The 18230-nt window shown below is 68.6% G+C and carries 17 protein-coding genes; 7 read left to right on the forward strand and 10 right to left on the reverse strand.

The features are described 5' to 3' along the window. Window positions 1–14 precede the first annotated feature (14 nt). Window positions 15–1232: an NAD(P)/FAD-dependent oxidoreductase gene (locus AB4Y68_RS06735; RefSeq protein WP_441454735.1), complete on the forward strand. Its 1218-nt coding sequence runs from the start codon at window positions 15–17 to the stop codon at window positions 1230–1232. A gap of 144 nt (window positions 1233–1376) precedes the next feature. Next, complete coding sequence (locus AB4Y68_RS06740; RefSeq protein WP_441454736.1) at window positions 1377–1709, forward strand: zf-TFIIB domain-containing protein; 333 nt, start codon at window positions 1377–1379, stop codon at window positions 1707–1709. 15 nt (window positions 1710–1724) lie between these two features. Here AB4Y68_RS06740 and AB4Y68_RS06745 read toward each other — a convergent pair whose 3' ends face one another. Continuing rightward, window positions 1725–3437 carry a hypothetical protein gene (locus tag AB4Y68_RS06745; protein ID WP_441454737.1) on the reverse strand — a complete coding sequence of 571 codons (1713 nt, stop codon included), beginning with the start codon at window positions 3435–3437 and terminating at the stop codon, window positions 1725–1727. Between the two features lie 223 nt (window positions 3438–3660). On the opposite strand from AB4Y68_RS06745, the gene AB4Y68_RS06750 reads away from it, so the two are divergent. The 5 genes from AB4Y68_RS06750 to AB4Y68_RS06770 all read left to right on the forward strand — a co-directional run bounded on the left by AB4Y68_RS06750 (window position 3661) and on the right by AB4Y68_RS06770 (window position 7174). Beyond that, window positions 3661–4365, forward strand: coding sequence for a response regulator transcription factor (locus AB4Y68_RS06750; RefSeq protein WP_441454738.1), 705 nt, complete (start codon window positions 3661–3663; stop codon window positions 4363–4365). Next, a complete protein-coding gene (locus AB4Y68_RS06755; RefSeq protein ID WP_441454739.1) occupies window positions 4334–5944 on the forward strand; it encodes a stimulus-sensing domain-containing protein in 1611 nt (536 codons plus the stop codon). The genes AB4Y68_RS06750 and AB4Y68_RS06755 overlap by 32 nt, the downstream gene beginning before the upstream one ends. After that, the gene (locus AB4Y68_RS06760; protein WP_441454740.1) at window positions 5941–6372 is read left to right on the forward strand and encodes an HPr kinase/phosphorylase; all 432 of its coding nucleotides are present in this window, start codon (window positions 5941–5943) and stop codon (window positions 6370–6372) included. Before AB4Y68_RS06755 ends, AB4Y68_RS06760 begins: the two co-directional genes overlap by 4 nt. A 107-nt stretch (window positions 6373–6479) precedes the next feature. Then, window positions 6480–6884, forward strand: a complete 405-nt coding sequence (locus AB4Y68_RS06765; protein ID WP_292035039.1) for a PTS sugar transporter subunit IIA — start codon at window positions 6480–6482, stop codon at window positions 6882–6884. Further along, on the forward strand, window positions 6881–7174 hold the full coding sequence (locus tag AB4Y68_RS06770) for an HPr family phosphocarrier protein (protein ID WP_441454741.1): 294 nt from the start codon (window positions 6881–6883) through the stop codon (window positions 7172–7174). The genes AB4Y68_RS06765 and AB4Y68_RS06770 overlap by 4 nt, the downstream gene beginning before the upstream one ends. A gap of 28 nt (window positions 7175–7202) precedes the next feature. Here AB4Y68_RS06770 and AB4Y68_RS06775 read toward each other — a convergent pair whose 3' ends face one another. The 9 genes from AB4Y68_RS06775 to mutM all read right to left on the reverse strand — a co-directional run bounded on the left by AB4Y68_RS06775 (window position 7203) and on the right by mutM (window position 17639). Continuing rightward, a complete protein-coding gene (locus AB4Y68_RS06775) occupies window positions 7203–7673 on the reverse strand; it encodes a peptidase S1 (RefSeq protein WP_441454742.1) in 471 nt (156 codons plus the stop codon). Window positions 7674–7865: 192 nt separating this feature from the next. After that, window positions 7866–10304, reverse strand: a complete 2439-nt coding sequence (gyrB, locus tag AB4Y68_RS06780) for a DNA topoisomerase (ATP-hydrolyzing) subunit B (protein ID WP_441454743.1) — start codon at window positions 10302–10304, stop codon at window positions 7866–7868. A 244-nt stretch (window positions 10305–10548) separates the two neighbouring features. After that, the gene (gene recF, locus AB4Y68_RS06785) at window positions 10549–11727 is read right to left on the reverse strand and encodes a DNA replication/repair protein RecF (protein WP_441454744.1); all 1179 of its coding nucleotides are present in this window, start codon (window positions 11725–11727) and stop codon (window positions 10549–10551) included. Window positions 11728–11890: 163 nt separating this feature from the next. Beyond that, window positions 11891–12175, reverse strand: a complete 285-nt coding sequence (locus AB4Y68_RS06790) for a GIY-YIG nuclease family protein (RefSeq protein WP_441454745.1) — start codon at window positions 12173–12175, stop codon at window positions 11891–11893. A 65-nt stretch (window positions 12176–12240) separates the two neighbouring features. Next, on the reverse strand, window positions 12241–13359 hold the full coding sequence (gene dnaN, locus AB4Y68_RS06795; RefSeq protein WP_441454746.1) for a DNA polymerase III subunit beta: 1119 nt from the start codon (window positions 13357–13359) through the stop codon (window positions 12241–12243). Between the two features lie 175 nt (window positions 13360–13534). Next, window positions 13535–14992, reverse strand: a complete 1458-nt coding sequence (gene dnaA, locus AB4Y68_RS06800; protein ID WP_441454747.1) for a chromosomal replication initiator protein DnaA — start codon at window positions 14990–14992, stop codon at window positions 13535–13537. A 512-nt stretch (window positions 14993–15504) separates the two neighbouring features. Beyond that, the gene (gene rpsT / locus AB4Y68_RS06805) at window positions 15505–15774 is read right to left on the reverse strand and encodes a 30S ribosomal protein S20 (RefSeq protein ID WP_441454748.1); all 270 of its coding nucleotides are present in this window, start codon (window positions 15772–15774) and stop codon (window positions 15505–15507) included. 143 nt (window positions 15775–15917) lie between these two features. Further along, window positions 15918–16703 (reverse strand): enoyl-CoA hydratase, encoded by a 786-nt coding sequence (locus AB4Y68_RS06810; protein WP_441454749.1) that lies wholly within the window; start codon window positions 16701–16703, stop codon window positions 15918–15920. A 72-nt stretch (window positions 16704–16775) separates the two neighbouring features. Continuing rightward, on the reverse strand, window positions 16776–17639 hold the full coding sequence (mutM, locus tag AB4Y68_RS06815; protein WP_441454750.1) for a bifunctional DNA-formamidopyrimidine glycosylase/DNA-(apurinic or apyrimidinic site) lyase: 864 nt from the start codon (window positions 17637–17639) through the stop codon (window positions 16776–16778). Window positions 17640–18230: the final 591 nt, after the last annotated feature.

Below are 18230 nucleotides of genomic sequence, written 5' to 3' on the forward strand. Positions count from 1 at the left end.
GCTAGGGCGAGGCGATGAAGAACCCAGACATCGACGTCCTGATCGTCGGCGCCGGCGCGGCCGGCATGATGTGCGCCATCGAAGCGGGCAAGCGCGGCCGCCGCGTGCGCATCATCGACCATGCCCGCGCGCCGGGCGAGAAGATCCGCATCTCGGGCGGCGGGCGCTGCAACTTCACCAACCTGGGGACCAGCGGCGCCAATTTCCTCAGCGAGAACCCGCGCTTCGCCCTGTCGGCGCTGAAGCGCTTCACCCAGCACGACTTCCTCAAGATGGTCGAGCGCCACGGCATCGCCTGGCACGAGAAGACCCTGGGCCAGCTGTTCTGCGACGACAGCGCCAAACAGATCATCCGCATGCTGACGGACGAGATGAAGGCGGCCGGCGTGACCCTGTCGCTGGGTCTCGGCGTCACCTCGATCGCCCGCAGCGGCGACCGCTTCGAGGTCGAGCTGGACGACGGCGCACGCGTCTCGGCGGCCTCTCTGGTGGTGGCCACCGGCGGCAAGTCCATCCCCAAGATGGGCGCGACCGGCTGGGGCTATGAGGTGGCGCGTCAGTTCGACCTGCGGCTGACGGAGACGCGGCCCGCGCTGGTGCCGCTGACCTTCGAACCCAACCTGCTGGAGCAGTTGACGCCCTTGGCGGGAGTCGCCGTCAATGCGGTCGTCAAGACGGCCTCAAGCAGCCCGAAGGGCGATAGGCCCAAGGAAACAAGCTTCGAAGAAGCCATGTTGTTCACCCATCGCGGCCTGTCGGGGCCGTCGATCCTGCAGATCAGTTCCTACTGGCGCGAGGGCGAAGCCATCACCGTCAACATGGCCCCCGGCGAAGACGTCGCCGCGCGTCTGCTGGCCGCCAAGACCGAGAACGGCAAGCAGGCGGTGCATACGGCGCTGGGCCATATCATCCCGCGCCGTCTGGCCGAGGTCATCTGCGCCCGCGAGGGCCTGGCCGGCAAGCTGGCCGAGGTCGGCGACAAGAAGCTGCGGGCCTTGGCCGAGGCGGTCAACGCCTGGACCGTCAAGCCGGTCGGCTCGGAGGGCTATCGCACCGCCGAGGTGACCCTGGGCGGGGTCGACACCGCCGCTCTGGACCAGCAGACGATGGAGGCCAAATCGGTCCCCGGCCTCTTCTTCATCGGCGAGGTGGTCGATGTGACCGGCTGGCTGGGCGGCTATAATTTCCAGTGGGCCTGGTCGTCGGGCTGGGCGGCGGGACAGAGCTGCTAAGGCCGAGCTCGCCTGTCCCTGCGGCGTCTGCGCACGTTGTGGGGCCGGGGACAGCGCCCTAACCCTTTCCTCAGCGGGACGGGCCCCTCTGGCGCGGCGAAAGCGGCGTGATGTCGGACCGCATTCTTCGACCCTGAGGATTCCATGCCCCTATTGATGTGCCCCAACGACAACGCCGCCATGCAGACGCTGGACCGCCACGGCGTCCAGTTCGACATGTGCCCGACCTGCCGCGGCGTCTGGCTGGATCGCGGCGAGCTGGAAAAGCTGATGGCCGTGGCCGCCGACGAAGGCCGCGCCTCGGCTCCTCAAGCCGCGCCCGCCGCGCCGCCGACTTATCCGCCGTCGACCCCGCAGCCCTGGGGCGCACAGCCGCGGGTCTATCGCGAGCCGCCCCGCTACCAGGACGATCGTCATCGCGACGACGGCTACCGCAAGAAAAAGAAGCGGATGGACATCTTCGACATCTTCGACTGACGCCTTGAACGCGATCTAGGCGGCGAGGCCGACCGCCTTCATCAGCGGACGCAGCGTCTGCACCGCCTCGGGCGCCGCGCTCAGGGCGGTGCGAACCTCGGGCGCGCGGAACAGTTTGACCGCCTCCGCCCTGGCGCGATCGGCCACGGGGCCGGTCGGTCCGGTCTCGCCGGCGGCCAGCCGCAGCAGGGCGGCCAGCTTCTGCGGCGCCGGCGCGGGCGCGCGAACGATCTGGGCGGTCAGTTTGGCGTCCGCCTCGACCGAACCGCCGACCACGCCCAGGGCGGCGACCACCGCATCGCGATCCCGCTCGGACAGGGCGGCGTTGCGCACCGCGCGCTGCAAGGTCGCCAGCGCCAGCAGCTTCTGGCCCGGGGTCTGGCCCGAGGCCCGCATCTCGGTTTCGAACCGCAGCGAGGTGACGCAGGCGTCCAGCCAGCGCGCCGCCGAGCGCTTGTTGCCCCCGCCGGTGACGTTTTCGCACAGCCGCGTCAGCCGTTCGACCTCGCACAGCACATTGGCGCAGTCCTTGACGTAGGCGGCGACGAAATCGGCGGTGACCAGGCTTTTCGAACGCTCGACGAAGGCGGTTTGCACCTCCTCCAGCGTCAGCAGTCGTCCGGCCGTGGCGGTCAGGGTCATGGCCAGGGCGCGCAGGATGTCGATCTCGCCCTCGGGGTCGCCGGGCCGCAGGCGGCGCTGGCTCATCAGTTCGCGCACCACCATCCGCGCCAGAGACGCCGCCAGCAGCGGAAACTCGCCCGCCGCCAGCCGCTCGCCCAGACGCGCCGGGCCGCCTTCGACCGGCGGGACCAGGACCGCCAATTTGGGATCGCGCGCGATCAGGGCGCCGATCTCGCGCGGGGCGACCATCCGCACCACGGCCGCCAGGCTGGACCCCTGATCCAGCGCCGGGCCGACGATCTGGGCCAGACTGGCGCGCGCGCCCAGCAGCTCGCACAGCAATTGTTCGACGGGCACCAGGACCAGGGCGCGCGGCGGCCCGTCCATCGGAGCCCGGTCGCACAGGTCCATCAGCCGGTCCAGCCGCGCCCGCGCGCCCTTGACGCCCTTCAGCGCCCCGGCGACCACCCCGCCCATGATGAAGGCGCGGTCCGGCGACCCGTTCAGCCGATGGGCCACGTCGGCGACCGACCGTTCGGCCAGGCTGGGAAACTGATTGCGTCGCCCGGCCTGAAGCAGCCGCTCGATCGCCTGTTCGCTGAGCCGCTGATAGTGGCGCACCAGGTCGTGGACGGCCTGGCCGGTGTTCTGGCTTTCGGGCACGGCGACCTTCTGGATCGCGTGCTGCAGTTCAACGCCCGAGGCCTCCAGCCGTTCGGCCAGATCAGGCCGGTGCAGCAGTTCGAAAGCCGTCGCCCCCTGTCGGTTCAGCCAGTCCTCCAGGACCCGGCCGATCAGGTCGCGGGCGTGGGGGGCGTAGAGATCCTGAACGCCGCGGCAGTTGGGGCCGGCCTGCTCCTCGCTGACCGGACGCTTGCGCTTCACCTCGGGCGCGCCGCGGTTCAGGACGACCACGCTGGCGAATTCCATCGTGTCCGGGTCCAGCGTCTCCTTGGTCACGCGCACGGCGCAGGCGCGGCCGTCCCTGAGCAGGTCTTCGGCCGTTTCGACCGCCTGCTTGCGGTCCTCGGTCGCCATCGCCAGCGCCCAGGACGCGGGCGGCGTCTTGCGGATGTAGATTTCGTAGTGAACCGGACCGGCCATGGCGTCTTTCAGGCGGATTGACCCGCCACCCTGCGCCATGAGGATTTAAGGCGAGGTTTCGCCCTTTCGCGGCCAAGGTTGCAAGACAGGCTCTGGCGAACCATTTGCTGTGGCCGTAATGTCACCACGATAGAATAGAACGGTTACGCTTGTCGCGCGTTGAGCCATCGACCCGCGACGGGCGATCGAGACGTCCGCCGCCGCCCGCACTTAGGAGAAGCCCTTGGCCAACATCACCCTGGTCGACGACGACGAAAACATCGTCGCCTCCGTCTCCCTGGCCCTGGAAAGCCATGGCCACAAGGTCACGGCCTATCACGACGGCGCCTCGGGCCTGGAGGCGCTGGAGAGCACGCCGCCGGATCTGGCGATCCTGGACGTGAAGATGCCGCGCATGGACGGCATGGAGGTGCTGCGCCGCCTGCGCCAGACCTCGCAGATTCCGGTCATTATGCTGACGTCCAAGGACGAGGAGATCGACGAGATTCTCGGCTTCAACCTCGGCGCCGACGACTATATCCACAAGCCCTTCAGCCAGCGCCTGCTGATCGAACGGGTCAAGGCCCTGCTGCGCCGCACCGGCGCCGACGGCGGCGAGATGGAAACCGCAGCGGAGGCCGCCGGCAAGGCGATCAAGCGCGGCAAGCTGTCGATGGACCCGGCGCGCCACGAGAGCACCTGGGAGGGCCGGCCGGTCAAGCTGACGGTCACAGAGTTCCTGCTGCTCCAGGCCCTGGCCCAGCGCCCCGGTTTCGTGAAGAGCCGCGACAGTCTGATGGACGCCGCCTACGACGATCAGGTCTATGTCGACGATCGCACCATCGACAGCCACGTCAAACGGATGCGAAAGAAGTTCCGGGTGGTCGATCCCGAGTTCGACGCGATCGAGACCCTGTATGGCGTCGGTTACCGCTACCGCGAAAGCTGAGATCGAGGACGCCCCGGCGCGGCGTCGGTTCCGCTTCGGCGGATCGCGTCTGGGCGGCTTCATTCTCGCGCTCAATCTTCTCAGCCTGCTGATCCTGTTCGGCGGGGCGCTGTTGCTGAACGAATGGCGACGCGGCCTGATCGAGGCGCGCCAGGAATCCCTGTCGGTCCAGGCCGAGCTTCTGGCCAATGTGCTGGGCGAACTGGGCATCACCCGCGGCGAGCCCTATCCGGCGCTGGACCCCGGCGCGGCGGGCCTGTGGCTGCGCGACAACTTCATTCCCGAGGGTCAGCGCGCGCGCCTGTATGATCAGGACGGCCTGCTGGTGTCCGACAGCTTCGCCGTCACCGACGCCATTCCGGGCCAGCCCTTGCCGCCCGCCCACCCCGCCGGAACGCCGGTCGAATCCAGCGAACCGACGCGGCGCGAGGAAACCCGCCTGACCCGCGCCAACGCCGAACTGTCAGCCGAGGTCGAACGCGCCCTGCAGGGCGCGCCTCAGGCCGGTGTGCGCCGCAACGAGAACGGCGACCGGGTCGTCTCCGTCTCCCTGCCCGTCCGCCACGTTCAGCAGGTGCTGGGCGTGCTGACCCTGGAGGCCGGCGACGTGGATCAGACCCTGGCCGCCCAGCGCCGGGCCCTGACCCCCTTCGCCCTGGTGGCCCTGGCGGTGAACCTGCTGGCCTCGCTGGTGCTGCATCTGTTCGTGGCCCGTCCGGTGATGCGCCTGTCGGCGGCGGCGGATCAGGTGCGTCTGCAGCGCGCCCGCGCCATCTCCCTGCCCGACCTCGAAGACCGCAAGGACGAGATCGGCGACCTGGCCCGCGCCCTGGAATCCATGACCGACACCCTGTCGACGCGCATGGACGCCATCGAACGCTTCGCCGCCGACGTCAGCCACGAGATCAAGAACCCCCTGACATCGATCCGCTCGGCGCTGGAGACCCTGCCCCTGGTCAAGACCGACGAGCAGCGGCAGCGGCTGACCAATCTGCTGCAACAGGACGTGCGTCGTCTGGACCGGCTGATCACCGACATCGCCAACGCCTCGCGTCTGGACGCCGAACTGTCGCGCGACCGGCCCCGTCTCATCGACCTCAACGAACTGCTGGGCGACATCGTCGCCGTCTATCAAGGCGGCCACAAGCCCGGCGAAGCCAACGTGCGCTTCGCCTCCACCGCCGAGGCCGCGCGGGTGATGGGCCGCGACATTCCCCTGGGCCAGGTGTTCCGCAACCTGATCGACAACGCCCGCTCGTTCAGCCCGGCCGACGGCGAGGTCCGCGTGCGGCTGGAGCGCGACGACAGTCACCCCGACCTGCCGCTGCGCATCCGGGTCGAGGACGACGGCCCCGGCATCCCGCCCGAAAACCTCGAGACGGTGTTCGAACGCTTCTACACCTCGCGGCCCAAGGGCACGGCCTTCGGCGCCAACTCGGGCCTGGGCCTGTCCATCGTGCGCCAGATCGTCGACGCCCACGGCGGTCGGGTCCGCGCCGAGAACCGCGTGGATGAAAGCGGAGCCGTCGTCGGCGCGCGCTTCGAAATCCTCCTCCCCCTGGCTGGACGGCGCCCATGAGCGCGCCCTTGCAGCCGATCCACGCCACCGCCGTGGCCCGCATGACGCCCCACGGCTGGCGCGGTGTGCTGATCCAGGGGCCGTCCGGCGTCGGCAAGAGCGATCTGGCCCTGCGCCTGATCGGCCAGGGCTGGCGTCTGATCGCCGACGACTGGACGCATCTCTGGGCCTCCGACGGCGCGCTCTACGCCACGGCGCCGGCCACGATCGCCGGCCGGATCGAGGTGCGCGGCCTGGGCATCGTCGCCGCCCCCCTACGCCCCCTGGCCCGCATCGTCCTGGCCGTGGCCTGCGTCCACGAGGCCGTCGAGCGCCTGCCCGAGCCCGCCGCCTGGACCTGGGGGGGCGTGGCGATTCCGCAACTGCGCCTCGACCCCCGCCCGGCTTCTGCGGGTCAGGTCGTCGCAACCGCGCTCGCCGCCCTTTGAACCGGCGCGCGATTGGCCTATGAAGGCCGGCTTGCAGATCAGTCCGGGCGCCCAAGGGCGTTCGCTGAGGACAGCAGCGCGGGGCGGATTGTCTTGGTGAAGCCTTCATGATCGGGCTGGTGATCGTCACCCACGGGGGCCTGGCCTCTGAATTTCTGGCGGCGATGGAGCACGTGGTCGGCCCGCAAAGGGGCGTGGCCGCGATCTGCATCGGCCCCGAGGACGACATGGAGCGGCGCCGCCGCGACATCGTCGACGCAGCCGCCGCCGTGAACGACGGCGACGGCGTCATCCTGCTGACGGACATGTTCGGCGGCACGCCCTCCAACCTGGCCATTTCGGTGATGGAGCAGACCCACGCCGAGGTCATCGCCGGGCTGAACCTGCCCATGCTGATCAAGCTGGCCAGCGTGCGCGGGCGCGAAAGCCTGGAGACCTGCGTCGCCCATGCCCAGGACGCGGGACGCAAATACATCTCCGTGGCGTCGTGGGTGCTGGCGGGCGAAAAATGAGCGACGCCCCGGTCCAGACCCCCGTTCGGGCCACGGTCAACATCTGCAACCAGCGCGGCCTGCACGCCCGCGCCTCGGCCAAGTTCGTCAAGCTGGCCTCGGGCTTCGAATCCGAAATCCGTGTCACGCGCGACGGCGTCACCGTCGACGCCCGCTCGATCATGGGCCTGCTGATGCTGGGCGCCGGCATCGGCTGCGGCGTCGAGATCGAGGCCGAGGGTCCCGACGCGGCCGAAGCCCTCGAAGCGCTCAGCGACCTGGTCGCCCGCCGCTTCGACGAGGACCAGTAGCCCCGATCAAGGGCTCCGGCTCGCGGTTTCAGGGCGTCTCGGTGATCAGCAGGGTCGCGTTGGCCGTGCCGCCGCCGAAGGTGCCGATCCAGATGTCGTAGGCGCCGCTGCGCGGCTTGTCGAAACGCACCTGGGCGTCGCCGTCGCCATAGCTGTCGTCGTCGCAGAACCAGTTTCCATCCGGCCCGTTGACGATCAGGGTCGTGTCCACCGACGACAGGGTGCGGAACACCAGCGGCCGCCGCCCCGCCTCATAGGTCACTTCGAAATCCGGCGCGTCCGCGACATCGCCGACGCAGGTCGCCGGCAGCGGCGTATCCGCATAGGCGTCGATCGCGCCCCCCGCCGTCACCGCGACGCGGTAGGGATCCGGGGTGAACCCGACCCGCAGGACGATCTCGCCATAGGCGGCGGTCTTGCTGGAATCCTGAGGCGCAGCGCCCGGCGAGGCGGACATAAGCGCGAGCCCGGCCGCGCCCGCGAACAGCAGGTTTCTCATGACCTTCTCCCGTCCCGGCCAGGCCGGGCTCCACGGCGCCACTGCTGCGCCGCGCCCCGTTAACCGTCAAGACGCCGCTAACCGAACACGGAAAAGTCATATTTTAGCCCGGATTGACGCCGCGTCGGGGCCGCCGCGCCCGGTGCGCGCGGAAACAGGCCGGCTTCGCAGCCGGCCTGTCGGGCGCCGCCGTCAGACGTCGACGGCGGCGTCCAGGGCGTTTTCCTGGATGAATTCGCGGCGCGGTTCGACCACGTCGCCCATCAGCTTGGCGAACAGGTCGTCGGCGTCGTCGGCGTGGTCGACCTTGACCTGCAGCAGGGTGCGGGCGTTGACGTCCAGCGTCGTCTCCCACAGCTGTTCGGGGTTCATCTCGCCCAGGCCCTTGTAGCGCTGGATGGCGATGCCCTTCTTGCCCGCGTCCAGCACGGCGGTCAGCAGGTCCAGCGGACCGCGGATGGTGATGGATTTGTCCTTGCGGCGATAGACGGCGGGCTTGTCGAACAGGCCGTCGAAGGCCGCCGCGCGCTCGGCCAGGCGACGCGCGTCCAGCGAGCGGCCCAGTTGTTCGTCCAGAACGATCGTCTCGCTGACGGCGCGACGGACGCGGCTGAAGACCACCCCGCCCTGCTCGGCGCGACCGCCCGACCAGGGGCCGTCGCCTTCCTCGGCGTAGAGATTCAGACGCTCGGCGGTCTCGGCGGCGCGCGCTTCCAGTTCGCCCGCGCTCTCGGTGAACAGACCCGCCAGGGCGCCCTGCTCGATAGCGAAGGCGGGGGCGCGCGGCGACAGCCGGTCGACCAGACCCTTGAAGGCCTTGGCCTCGCGCACCAGGGCCTGGAGGTCCAGCCCCATGCGGCGCTCGCCCGACGCCAGGTCCAGCTCGGCGTCGGCGCAGCCTTCCTCGATGAGGTAGGCGTCCATCTCGGACTGGTCCTTGATGTAGCGGCTCTGCTTGCCCTTGGAGACCTTATAGAGCGGCGGCTGGGCGATGTAGACGTGGCCGCGCTCGATCAGCTCGGGCATCTGCCGATAGAAGAAGGTCAACAGCAGGGTGCGGATGTGGGCGCCGTCGACGTCGGCGTCGGCCATCAGGATGATCTTGTGATAGCGCAGCTTGTCGGCGTTGAAGTCGTCGCGGCCGATGCCGGTGCCCAGGGCCAGGATCAGAGTGCCGATCGTCTCCGACGACAGCATCCGGTCAAAGCGCGCGCGCTCGACGTTCAGGATCTTGCCGCGCAGGGGCAGGACGGCCTGGTTCTCGCGGTTGCGCGCCTGTTTGGCCGAGCCGCCGGCGCTGTCGCCCTCGACGATGAACAATTCGGACTTGGCCGGATCGCGTTCCTGACAGTCGGCCAGCTTGCCCGGCAGGCTCGAGATCTCCAGGGCCGACTTGCGCCGCGTCAGGTCGCGCGCCTTGCGGGCGGCCTCACGCGCCGAGGCGGCTTCGATGATCTTGCCGACGACCACCTTGGCCTCGACCGGGTGTTCCTCGAACCATTGGGCCAGGCCTTCCGAACACAGGTTCTCGACCGCCGGGCGCACCTCGGACGAGACCAGCTTGTCCTTGGTCTGGCTGGAGAATTTGGGATCCGGCACCTTGACCGACAGAACGCAGGTCAGGCCTTCGCGGGCGTCTTCGCCAGAGACGGAGACCTTCTCCTTCTTGCCGGCGCCCGAGCTCTCGATATAGGCGCCCATGACGCGGGTCAGGCTGGCGCGGAAGGCCGACAGGTGAGTGCCCCCGTCCCGCTGCGGGATGTTGTTGGTGAAGCACAACATGGTCTCGTGGTAGCTGTCGTTCCACCACAGGGCGAGATCCAGCTCGATCCCTTCCTTCTTGCCGCGAATGACGATGACGTCCTTCAGGATCGGCGTCTTGGACTTGTCGAGGTGGCGCACGAAGGCTTCGACGCCGCCCTCATAGTGCAGCATGATCTCGACCGGCTCGGCGCCGCGATGATCGGCCAGCTTGATGACCACGCCCGAGTTCAGGAAGGCCAGCTCGCGCAGCCGGTGTTCCAGCGTCTTCAGGTCGAAGTCGATGTGGCTGAAGGTGGTGACCGATGGATAGAAGGTGACCTCGGTGCCGCTCAGCGGCTGACCGGCCTTGTCGCCGTCGGTGCGGATCGGCGCGTCGCCGGTGACGACCAGCGACTTGACCGTGTCGCCGCGCTCGAAGCGCATCTGGTGCGCCTTGCCGTCGCGATAGATCTTCAGTTCCAGCCAGTCGGACAGGGCGTTGACGACCGAGACGCCCACGCCATGCAGACCGCCCGACACCTTGTAGGAGTTCTGGTCGAACTTACCGCCGGCGTGCAGCTGGGTCATGATGACCTCGGCCGCCGAGACGCCTTCGCCCTCGTGGATGCCGGTCGGAATGCCGCGACCGTTGTCGGTCACGGTGACCGAGCCGTCCTCGTTCAGGATGACCTGGACCAGGTCGGCGTGACCAGCCAGGGCCTCGTCGATGGCGTTGTCGACCACCTCATAGACCATGTGGTGCAGGCCGGAGCCGTCGTCGGTGTCGCCGATATACATGCCGGGGCGCTTGCGCACCGCGTCCAGGCCTTTGAGAACCTTGATGGAATCAGCGCCGTATTCCGGCGAGGCGTCAGTCTGGTCGGTCATGAAAACGTCGGCTCAGGGTCCGCGAACGGACAGGGAAAAGACGGCCTCTCAGCCGCCCGCATCAGGTCGCGATTCAACGCGCCCCGATGACGATAACATATAGGAAATTTGACGGGAAAAGCCACCTTTTGTCCTTCTCCCCTTGCGGGAGAAGGTGGGCGCCGAAGGCGCTCGGATGAGGGGTCTCGCCCCGCGATATTCCAGGCGGCTGAACGACGCGCTCTGAGGACCTCCGAACGCGGCGCTACCCCTCATCCGTCTCGCTGCGCGAGCCACCTTCTCCCGCAAGGGGAGAAGGAGAAAGGAGCGCCCCGCCTTCCACCGAAACGAACTGCGCCCGGCCTTCCAGCGCGGCGAACAGACTGCGCTCCGTCCCTGTCATGAAGGCCTGCAGCCGCAGGGCCTCGATCTCGTCGAACAAGGCGGCGCGACGAACCTCGTCGAGGTGGGCCGGGGCCTCGTCCAGCAGCAGGACGGGCTGCGCGCTCTGCCCCGCCAACCGCCCCACCTGGGCCAGGATCAGGTTCAGCACGAGCGCCTTCTGTTCACCCGAAGACCCTTCGGCGGCGGGCCGGTTCTTCTCGCGGTGGATGGCCGTCAGGTCCGAGCGATGCGGCCCGAACAGCGAGCGTCCGGCGGCGGCGTCGCGCGCCCGCGCCCGCACCAGACCCTCGCCCAGCATGCCGACGATATCGGCCTCGTCCGCGCCCGCCGCCGCCATCGCCTCGGCCTCGCCGGTCAGACCCAGATCGGCCTGAGGGAAGGGCCGGTCGCCGCGCGCGTCAATGCCGACCTGCAGCGCGGTCAGCGCCCGGGTCCGCGCCATCGCCGCCCGCGCCCCGGCCTCGGACAGCCGCGCTTCCAGCGCATCCAGCCACAGGGGATCGGCGGGCCGACCTTCCGCCCCGTCGGTCAGCAGCCGCAGCCGCTCGCGCAGGGCCTTTTCATAGGTCGAGACCGTCGCCGCATGATCGGGATCAGCCGCGAACACCAGCCGGTCGAAGAACCGCAACCGCGCCGCCCGCGCGTCGGAAAACAGCCGGTCCTGCTCGGGCGTGGCCCAGACGGGGCGTAAGTGATCCAGCAGCCGCCCCGGCGGCGCCGTCTCGCCGTCGATGCGGACGATGCGCCTTGCAGCCCCCGGCGCCTGCACGCCGGTGCCGAGACGGACCTCTTCGCCCTGCTCGTCCAGGGTGACCATGACGGCCCAGGCCCGGCCTGTGGCCTCGCCCGGCTCGCGCCGCCCCATCTCCTGCGCCGTCGCCCCGCGCAGACCCTTGCCGGGGGTCAGCAGACTGATCGCCTCCAGCAGGTTGGTCTTGCCCGCCCCGTTCGGCCCATGCAGCACCACGGCCCCGCCGGAAACCGGCAGGCTGGCGCTCGCATAGGAACGGAAGTCGGTGAGGGCGAGGGAGGTGATCATGCGTCGATCAGCAGATACACCGATTTGGTGGACTGAGGCTCACCAAGAAACCGCTCACCCCGGCGGACGCCGGGGTCCAGTAAGAGCCCACATGCTCGATGCTTAAAGCCAAAGGACTGGATCCCGGCGTCCGCCGGGATGAGCGGAGGTTCAGACCACGTCCTCAAAGCAAGGTCGGAAGCAGATCATCCCAGCCTGGGTTCATCCGTTCGATCAGGTCGAGCTTCCATTCGCGCCGCCATTCCTTGATCTGGCGCTCACGGCGAAAGGCCTCGTCGCGCGTTCCGTGGTGCTCATACCAGACCAGACGGGAAACCCCATACCTGGCCGTGAACCCGCCGCGCAGCTTCTCGCGATGTTCGACGACCCGCTTCAACAGGTCATCGGTCGAGCCGGTATAGAGGACGCCGTTGCGACGACCGGCCAGGATGTAGGTGTAAAAATACATCCAACCTCCCGGCGCGGCTCGCACTGGACCCCGGCGTCCGCCGGGGTGAGCGGGTTGTGTAGCGCCTACACCCGCAGCGGCATCAGCACGTACTGCACGCCCGGATCGGCCGGATCGAGGACCAGGGTCGGGCTGGCTGGGTCGGCGAATTTGAAGTGGGCGGTCTCGCCGGTGATCTGGCCGGCGACGTCCAGCAGGTAGCGGGCGTTGAAGCCGATTTCGAACGGCTCTTCGGAATAGCCGATCTCGACCTCTTCCTCGGCCTGGCCGGCTTCCATGTTGCGGACGGTCAGCTTGACCCGGTCGTTGTCGAAGGCCAGCTTCACCGAGCGGCTCTTTTCCGCCGAGATGGTGGCGACGCGGTCGACGGCCTTGGCGAACAGGGCGTTGTCGATGTCGGCCTGCTTGTCGTTCCCCTTGGGGATGACGCGCAGATAGTCGGGGAAGGCGCCGTCGATGACCTTGGAGGTCAGGCTGGCCTGGCCGAACTCGAAGCGGATCTTCTGGGCCGAGACCTGGACCTGGACCGGGCCGTTGCCGTCGTCCAGCAGGCGGCGGACCTGATCGACCGTCTTGCGCGGCACGATGACGCCGGGACCGCCCGCCGCGCCTTCCGGCGCCGGGGTCTCGGCCAGCGCCAGACGGTGGCCGTCGGTGGCCACGGCGCGCAGCAGCGGAATGCCGCCCTCGGCCACCGTGTGCAGATAGAGGCCGTTCAGATAATAGCGCGTCTCTTCGGTCGAGACGGCGAAACGGGTCTTGTCGATCAGGCGCGCCAGATCTTCCTTGGGCAGGGTGTAGCGGGCGCCCGTGGATTCCGTCGACATGACGGGGAAGTCGCCGGCCGGCAGGACCGGCAGGTTGAACTTGGACCGGCCCGCCGAGATCACCAGCCGCGGATCATCGCCCGAATAGGTCAGGGAGACCTCGGCGCCGTCCGGCAGCTTCTTGACGATTTCGTACAGGGTGTGGGCCGGGGCCGTGATCTGGCCCTCGACGTTCACCTGGGCCTCGGCCTCGTCGACCATCTCCATGTCGAGGTCGGTGGCGGCGAAGGCCAGGCGGTCGCGCCCGGCGCTCAACAGCACGTTCGACAGGATCGGAATGGTGTTGCGGCGCTCGACCACGCTCTGAACGTGCCCGAGGGCCTTCAGGAGCGCGGAACGTTCGATGGTCAGCTGCATGTGGTCTCGCCCGGGCGCGACGCCTTCATCAGCGTCGCCGTAAGGATGGGCTGGAACACTAGCGCATTGAGCGGCGGGGGCAACGGGGGGCCGTCGTCATGAAACGACTGCCCCCGCTATCCACAGGCCGCCCGTGGAAGAACCTTAGCCGCGCAGCTTGCGCGGCACTTCCCTTTTATCCGCGCAGCTTGCGCGTCAGGGCCTCGACGTCGCGGGCGATCTGTTCTTCCTTGGGCATCAGCTCCTCGATCTTGCGCACGCCGTGCAGGACGGTCGTGTGATCGCGTCCGCCGAAGCGACGGCCGATGTCGGGATAGGAGCGGGTCGTGTGCTGCTTGCACAGGTACATGGCGATCTGGCGCGGGCGGGCGATGGCGCGGGTGCGGCGCTCGCTCAGCAGATCGGCCTGCTTCAGGTTGAAGTGGTCGGCCACCGTCTTCTGGATCTCGTCGACGGTGATGCGGCGCTCGGGTCCGCCGCGCAGGGCGACGCCCAGCAGGCTCTGGGCCTCGTCCACGCCCAGCGAGGCCAGGCGGGCGCCGGCCACGGCGGCCAGGGTGTTCACGGCGCCTTCCAGCTCACGCATCGAGCCGGGGGTGCGGTCCACCAGATGTTCCAGAACGTCGGTGCGGGCCTGGCCCGAGACGACGCCCAGCTTGGCCAGGGCGCTCAGGCGCGACTGCGCCACGGCGATCTTCAGGCTGCGGTCGGCGGCCTCGACCGGGCAGGTCAGGCCGGCGGCCAGGTGGCTGCGCAGACGCGGCTCGACGTCGGTCAGGGCGGTCGGGGCGCGGTCGGCCGACAGGACGATGCGTTTGCCGTCCTCGATCAGGGCCGTCAGCGTGTTCAGCAGCTCTTCCTGGGTGCTCGTCTTGCCGCCGACGAACTGGACGTCGTCCAGCAGCAGCATGTCGGCCGAGCGCAGGCTTTCCTTGAAGGCCGCGGTCGAGCGGTCCTGCATGGCGCGCACGAAGGTCGACAGGAAGCGTTCGGCGGTCAGATAGACCACCTTGGCGTCCGGGCGCAGACGCTGCGCCTCCCAGGCGATGGCGTTCAGCAGGTGGGTCTTGCCGTAGCCGTAAGGGCCGCAGAAGAAGACCGGGTTGAAGTGGCCGTCCGCCCAGCTGGCGACCTGCTTGGCGATGGCGAGGGCGAAGGCGTTGCCCTGGCCTTCGACGAAGCTGTCGAAGGTCAGGCGCTCCTGCAGGCCGGCGGCGCGGACGGCGCGGGCGCCGTCGGTCGAGGGGGCGAAGGCGGAGGCGGCCATGGCCGAGGCCGGAGCCATAGCCGAAGCCGGGGCGACCACGCCGCCCACCGAGGCCAGGCGCGGGGCCTCGCCGGCGGGGAAGGCGGTCGCCGGGGCGGGCGAGCCCACCTCGGCGCGGCAACGAACGTCCAGACGGCGCGACAGGCCGTCCAGGCCCAGCCACAGCTCGTTCATGCGACGCAGGGCGTTCTTGCGCACCCAGTCCCGCGCATAGGCGGTCGGCGTCACCAGGATCAGATTGCCCGATCCGTCCAGCCGCACGGCCGACGGCGCGATGTAGCTGCTGAACGGCCCATCGCCGATCTCGGTCTTCAGGCGGCCCGCCGCCTCAGTCCAGATACGGTCAGGATCCGTCATGCCCGTCATCGCCGCGCCCCCCAAAATCGTCAAAGCACACCCGCCAAGAGTTAGAACCACCGAACGAACGCACGTCGAAGGCGACCGCCGGGACGACTTCTCCTGCCCCGCGAAGCCAAGGCTTTGCAGGTGGGGTCGTACTCACGGACAGACGTCTCCCGCCGGCGGAAACCATTGATTTCCCCCGTCTTCATCCGGATTGGGATGGAAGTGCGTTACAGGCCAAAACTTACGCGCCGCACGCCGGAGATCAACGCTGATTCGAGTCGAGATTCGCACTTAAATTGTTTGACTCCGGCAAACCCCGGCAGCGCTTGGGAAAATGGCGATTTCGCCGCAATTTCGAACGCTGGATTCTCTCGGCGACTTAGCGCCAGACAGCAAGACGGCGAGGGAGCTTGCGCTTCCTCGCCGTTGAAATCGTTAGATTTTCTTGCGACAACCCTGTTACGGGTCGTCCGAACGCGTCAGATGACGTCGTTTGACGAAGTCGTGAAACCCCGTCCGCGACGCCCTCTGGATCAGGCGGCCGACAGCTTCTTCAGCTGGGCGGCCAGGCGCGAAACCTTGCGCGAGCCGGTGTTCTTGTGAACCACGCCCTTGGACACGGCGCGCATCAGTTCCGACTGAGCGGTGATGAAAGCGGCCTTGGCGGAGGCGGCGTCGCCACCCGTCAGGGCTTCCTGGAACTTACGCAGATAGGTGCGGACGCGGGTACGGCGGGCCTTGTTTACTTCGGTCCGCGCTTCGATCTTGCGGATCGCCTTGCGGGCGCCTGCATTGTTGGCCATCGGGTAAAACCTTCGAACGAAAACGCCGCAGACCCACGTCCACGGCGAGGAAATCTCAAGAGCGGGCGGCTATAGCGGAAAGGCTCCGACCGGTCAACGCGCACCCGGCCGGAATTGAGTCAGGCAAAGGATTTGGGCGGGCTTCAGCGTCCCTTGAAAACGGGTTTCCGCTTCTCGACGAAGGCGGCCATCCCCTCCTTCTGGTCCTCGAAGGCGAACAGGCTGTGGAACAGGCGGCGCTCGAACACCACCCCTTGTGTCAGGGTCGTCTCGAAGGCGGCGTTGACCAGTTCCTTGTTGGCCATGACGGCCAGCAGCGACTGGGAGGCGATCTTGGCGGCGACGGCGCGGGCCTCGTCCAGCAGGGCGTCAGACGCCACCACGCGCGACACCAGGCCGGCGCGCTCGGCCTCGGCCGCGTCCATCATCCGCCCCGTCAGGCACATGTCCATCGCCTTGGCCTTGCCCACGGCGCGGGTCAGACGCTGCGAGCCGCCGATGCCGGGGGCCACGCCCAGGTTGATCTCGGGCTGGCCGAACCTGGCCGTCTCCGAGGCGATGATGAAGTCGCACAGCATGGCCAGTTCGCAGCCGCCGCCCAGGGCGTAGCCCGACACCGCCGCGATGATCGGCTTGCGGAAGCTGGCCACCCGGTCGTGGGCGCGAGCGAAGAAGTTGCCGCGATACATGTCGGCGTAGGCCTGATCCGCCATCTCCTTGATGTCGGCGCCGGCGGCGAAGGCTTTCACCGAGCCGGTCAGGACCACGCAACGCACGCTGTCGTCGTCGGCCACGCTCTCCAGGAAGTCGCCCAGCTCGCCGGTCAGCGCGGTGTTGAGCGCGTTCAACGCCTCGGGCCGGTTCAGGGTGACGACTGCATAGCCGTCGGCGCAGCGTTCGATCAGCAGGGTGGAATAGGCGTCAGCCATCAGGGCGCTCCTCATATTATCGTTCGCCGGCAGGTCTAGCGCCTCAGCCCGCCCACTGGAACACCTTGCCCCCTATCGCTTCTGACAGACCGGACAGAAGAAGGTCGAGCGCCCGCCCTGGACCACGCGCGCCACCAGGCCGGAGCATCCCTCCGTCCGGCACGGCTGGCCCTCGCGGCCATAGACGTCGAAGCGGTGCTGGAAATAGCCCTGACCGCCCTCGACGTTGGCGAAGTCCTTCAGGGTCGAGCCGCCCGCCGCGATGGCGTCGGCCAGGACGTGCCTCACCTCGGTCGCCAGCCGCTCCAGCCGGGGCCGGCTGACCTTGCCCGCCGGGGTCAGGGGCGAGATGCGGGCGCGGTACAGGGCCTCGCAGACATAGATGTTGCCCAGACCGGCCACGATCCTCTGGTCCAGCAGGCTGACCTTGATGTTCTGCGCCTTGCCCGCGAAGACCTCGGCCAGATGGGCCGCCGAAAAGCCGTTGCCCAGCGGCTCGGGCCCCAACCCCGAAAACCAAGCATGACCCTCGACCGCCTCCGTCGGGATCAGCCCCATGAAGCCGAAGCGCCGCGCGTCGGCATAGCCCAGCCGCGTCAGCACCCCGCCCCGCTGGGCCGTCAGGCTCATATGTTCGTGCTTGCCGATCAGCGGCGCCTCCGTCTCGAAGGCCCCCGGCGCGACACCCTCCAGAGTGAACCGCCCGGTCATGCCCAGATGCGTCACCCAGGTCTCGCCGGTCGACAGCGGAAACAGCAGATACTTGGCCCGCCGGTCCAGCCGCAGCACCGTCGCCCCGTTCAGCCGCTCGACGAACCGCTCGGGAAAGGGAAAGCGCAGATCCGGCCGGTTCTGACGCGCCGCCGTCAGCCGCGCCCCCTCCAGCACCGGCTCCAGGCCGCGACGCACGGTTTCGACTTCGGGTAATTCAGGCATGGCGAAAACCTAGCCCTTCTCCCCTCAACCGAAAAGCGCGCCTTCGATCGTCCTTCTCCCCTTGCGGGAGAAGGTGGCGGCTCTCGACTTGATCGGGGGCTGACGGATGAGGGGTCTCGCCGCCCTCGAAATCCGCACCCGTCGCCCGCCGTCGCGAGACCCCTCATCCGACCTCGCGCTGCTCGGCCACCTTCTCCCACAAGGGGAGAAGGAAAAAGCGTGCGCCATCGCAGTCCGCCGCGCCAATCCCCACGATTTCCCGCAACTGCCCGCCGCTCACGCCAAACAGCCCGCCCCACCCGCCAACTGCCCCATGCTCCCCCTCGTCCCGTCGCAAGGGAGGGCTCGCTCGGCCGGCGAACCGAAGCGGCGGCGGGAGCGGAGAGAACGGGGGTCTTGTCGGACCGTCAGCCTCTCGTCGCGCGCACCGGGCAAGGGAGCACCCAGCGGAAGGCGGCGATGGATCAGGCGGGCGGTTCAGAGGTGAAGGGAGCGGCTCGCGAACACGCGTTGCTCTTGTGGTCTCAAGTAGCCCGAAGGGCGATAGACCACACCTCAATCAAGACGCCGCTGGGGCCTAGCGACGGGGCG

Origin of the sequence: Brevundimonas sp. 2YAF1, from assembly GCF_052114745.1 — a bacterium.
Lineage (GTDB): Bacteria > Pseudomonadota > Alphaproteobacteria > Caulobacterales > Caulobacteraceae > Brevundimonas.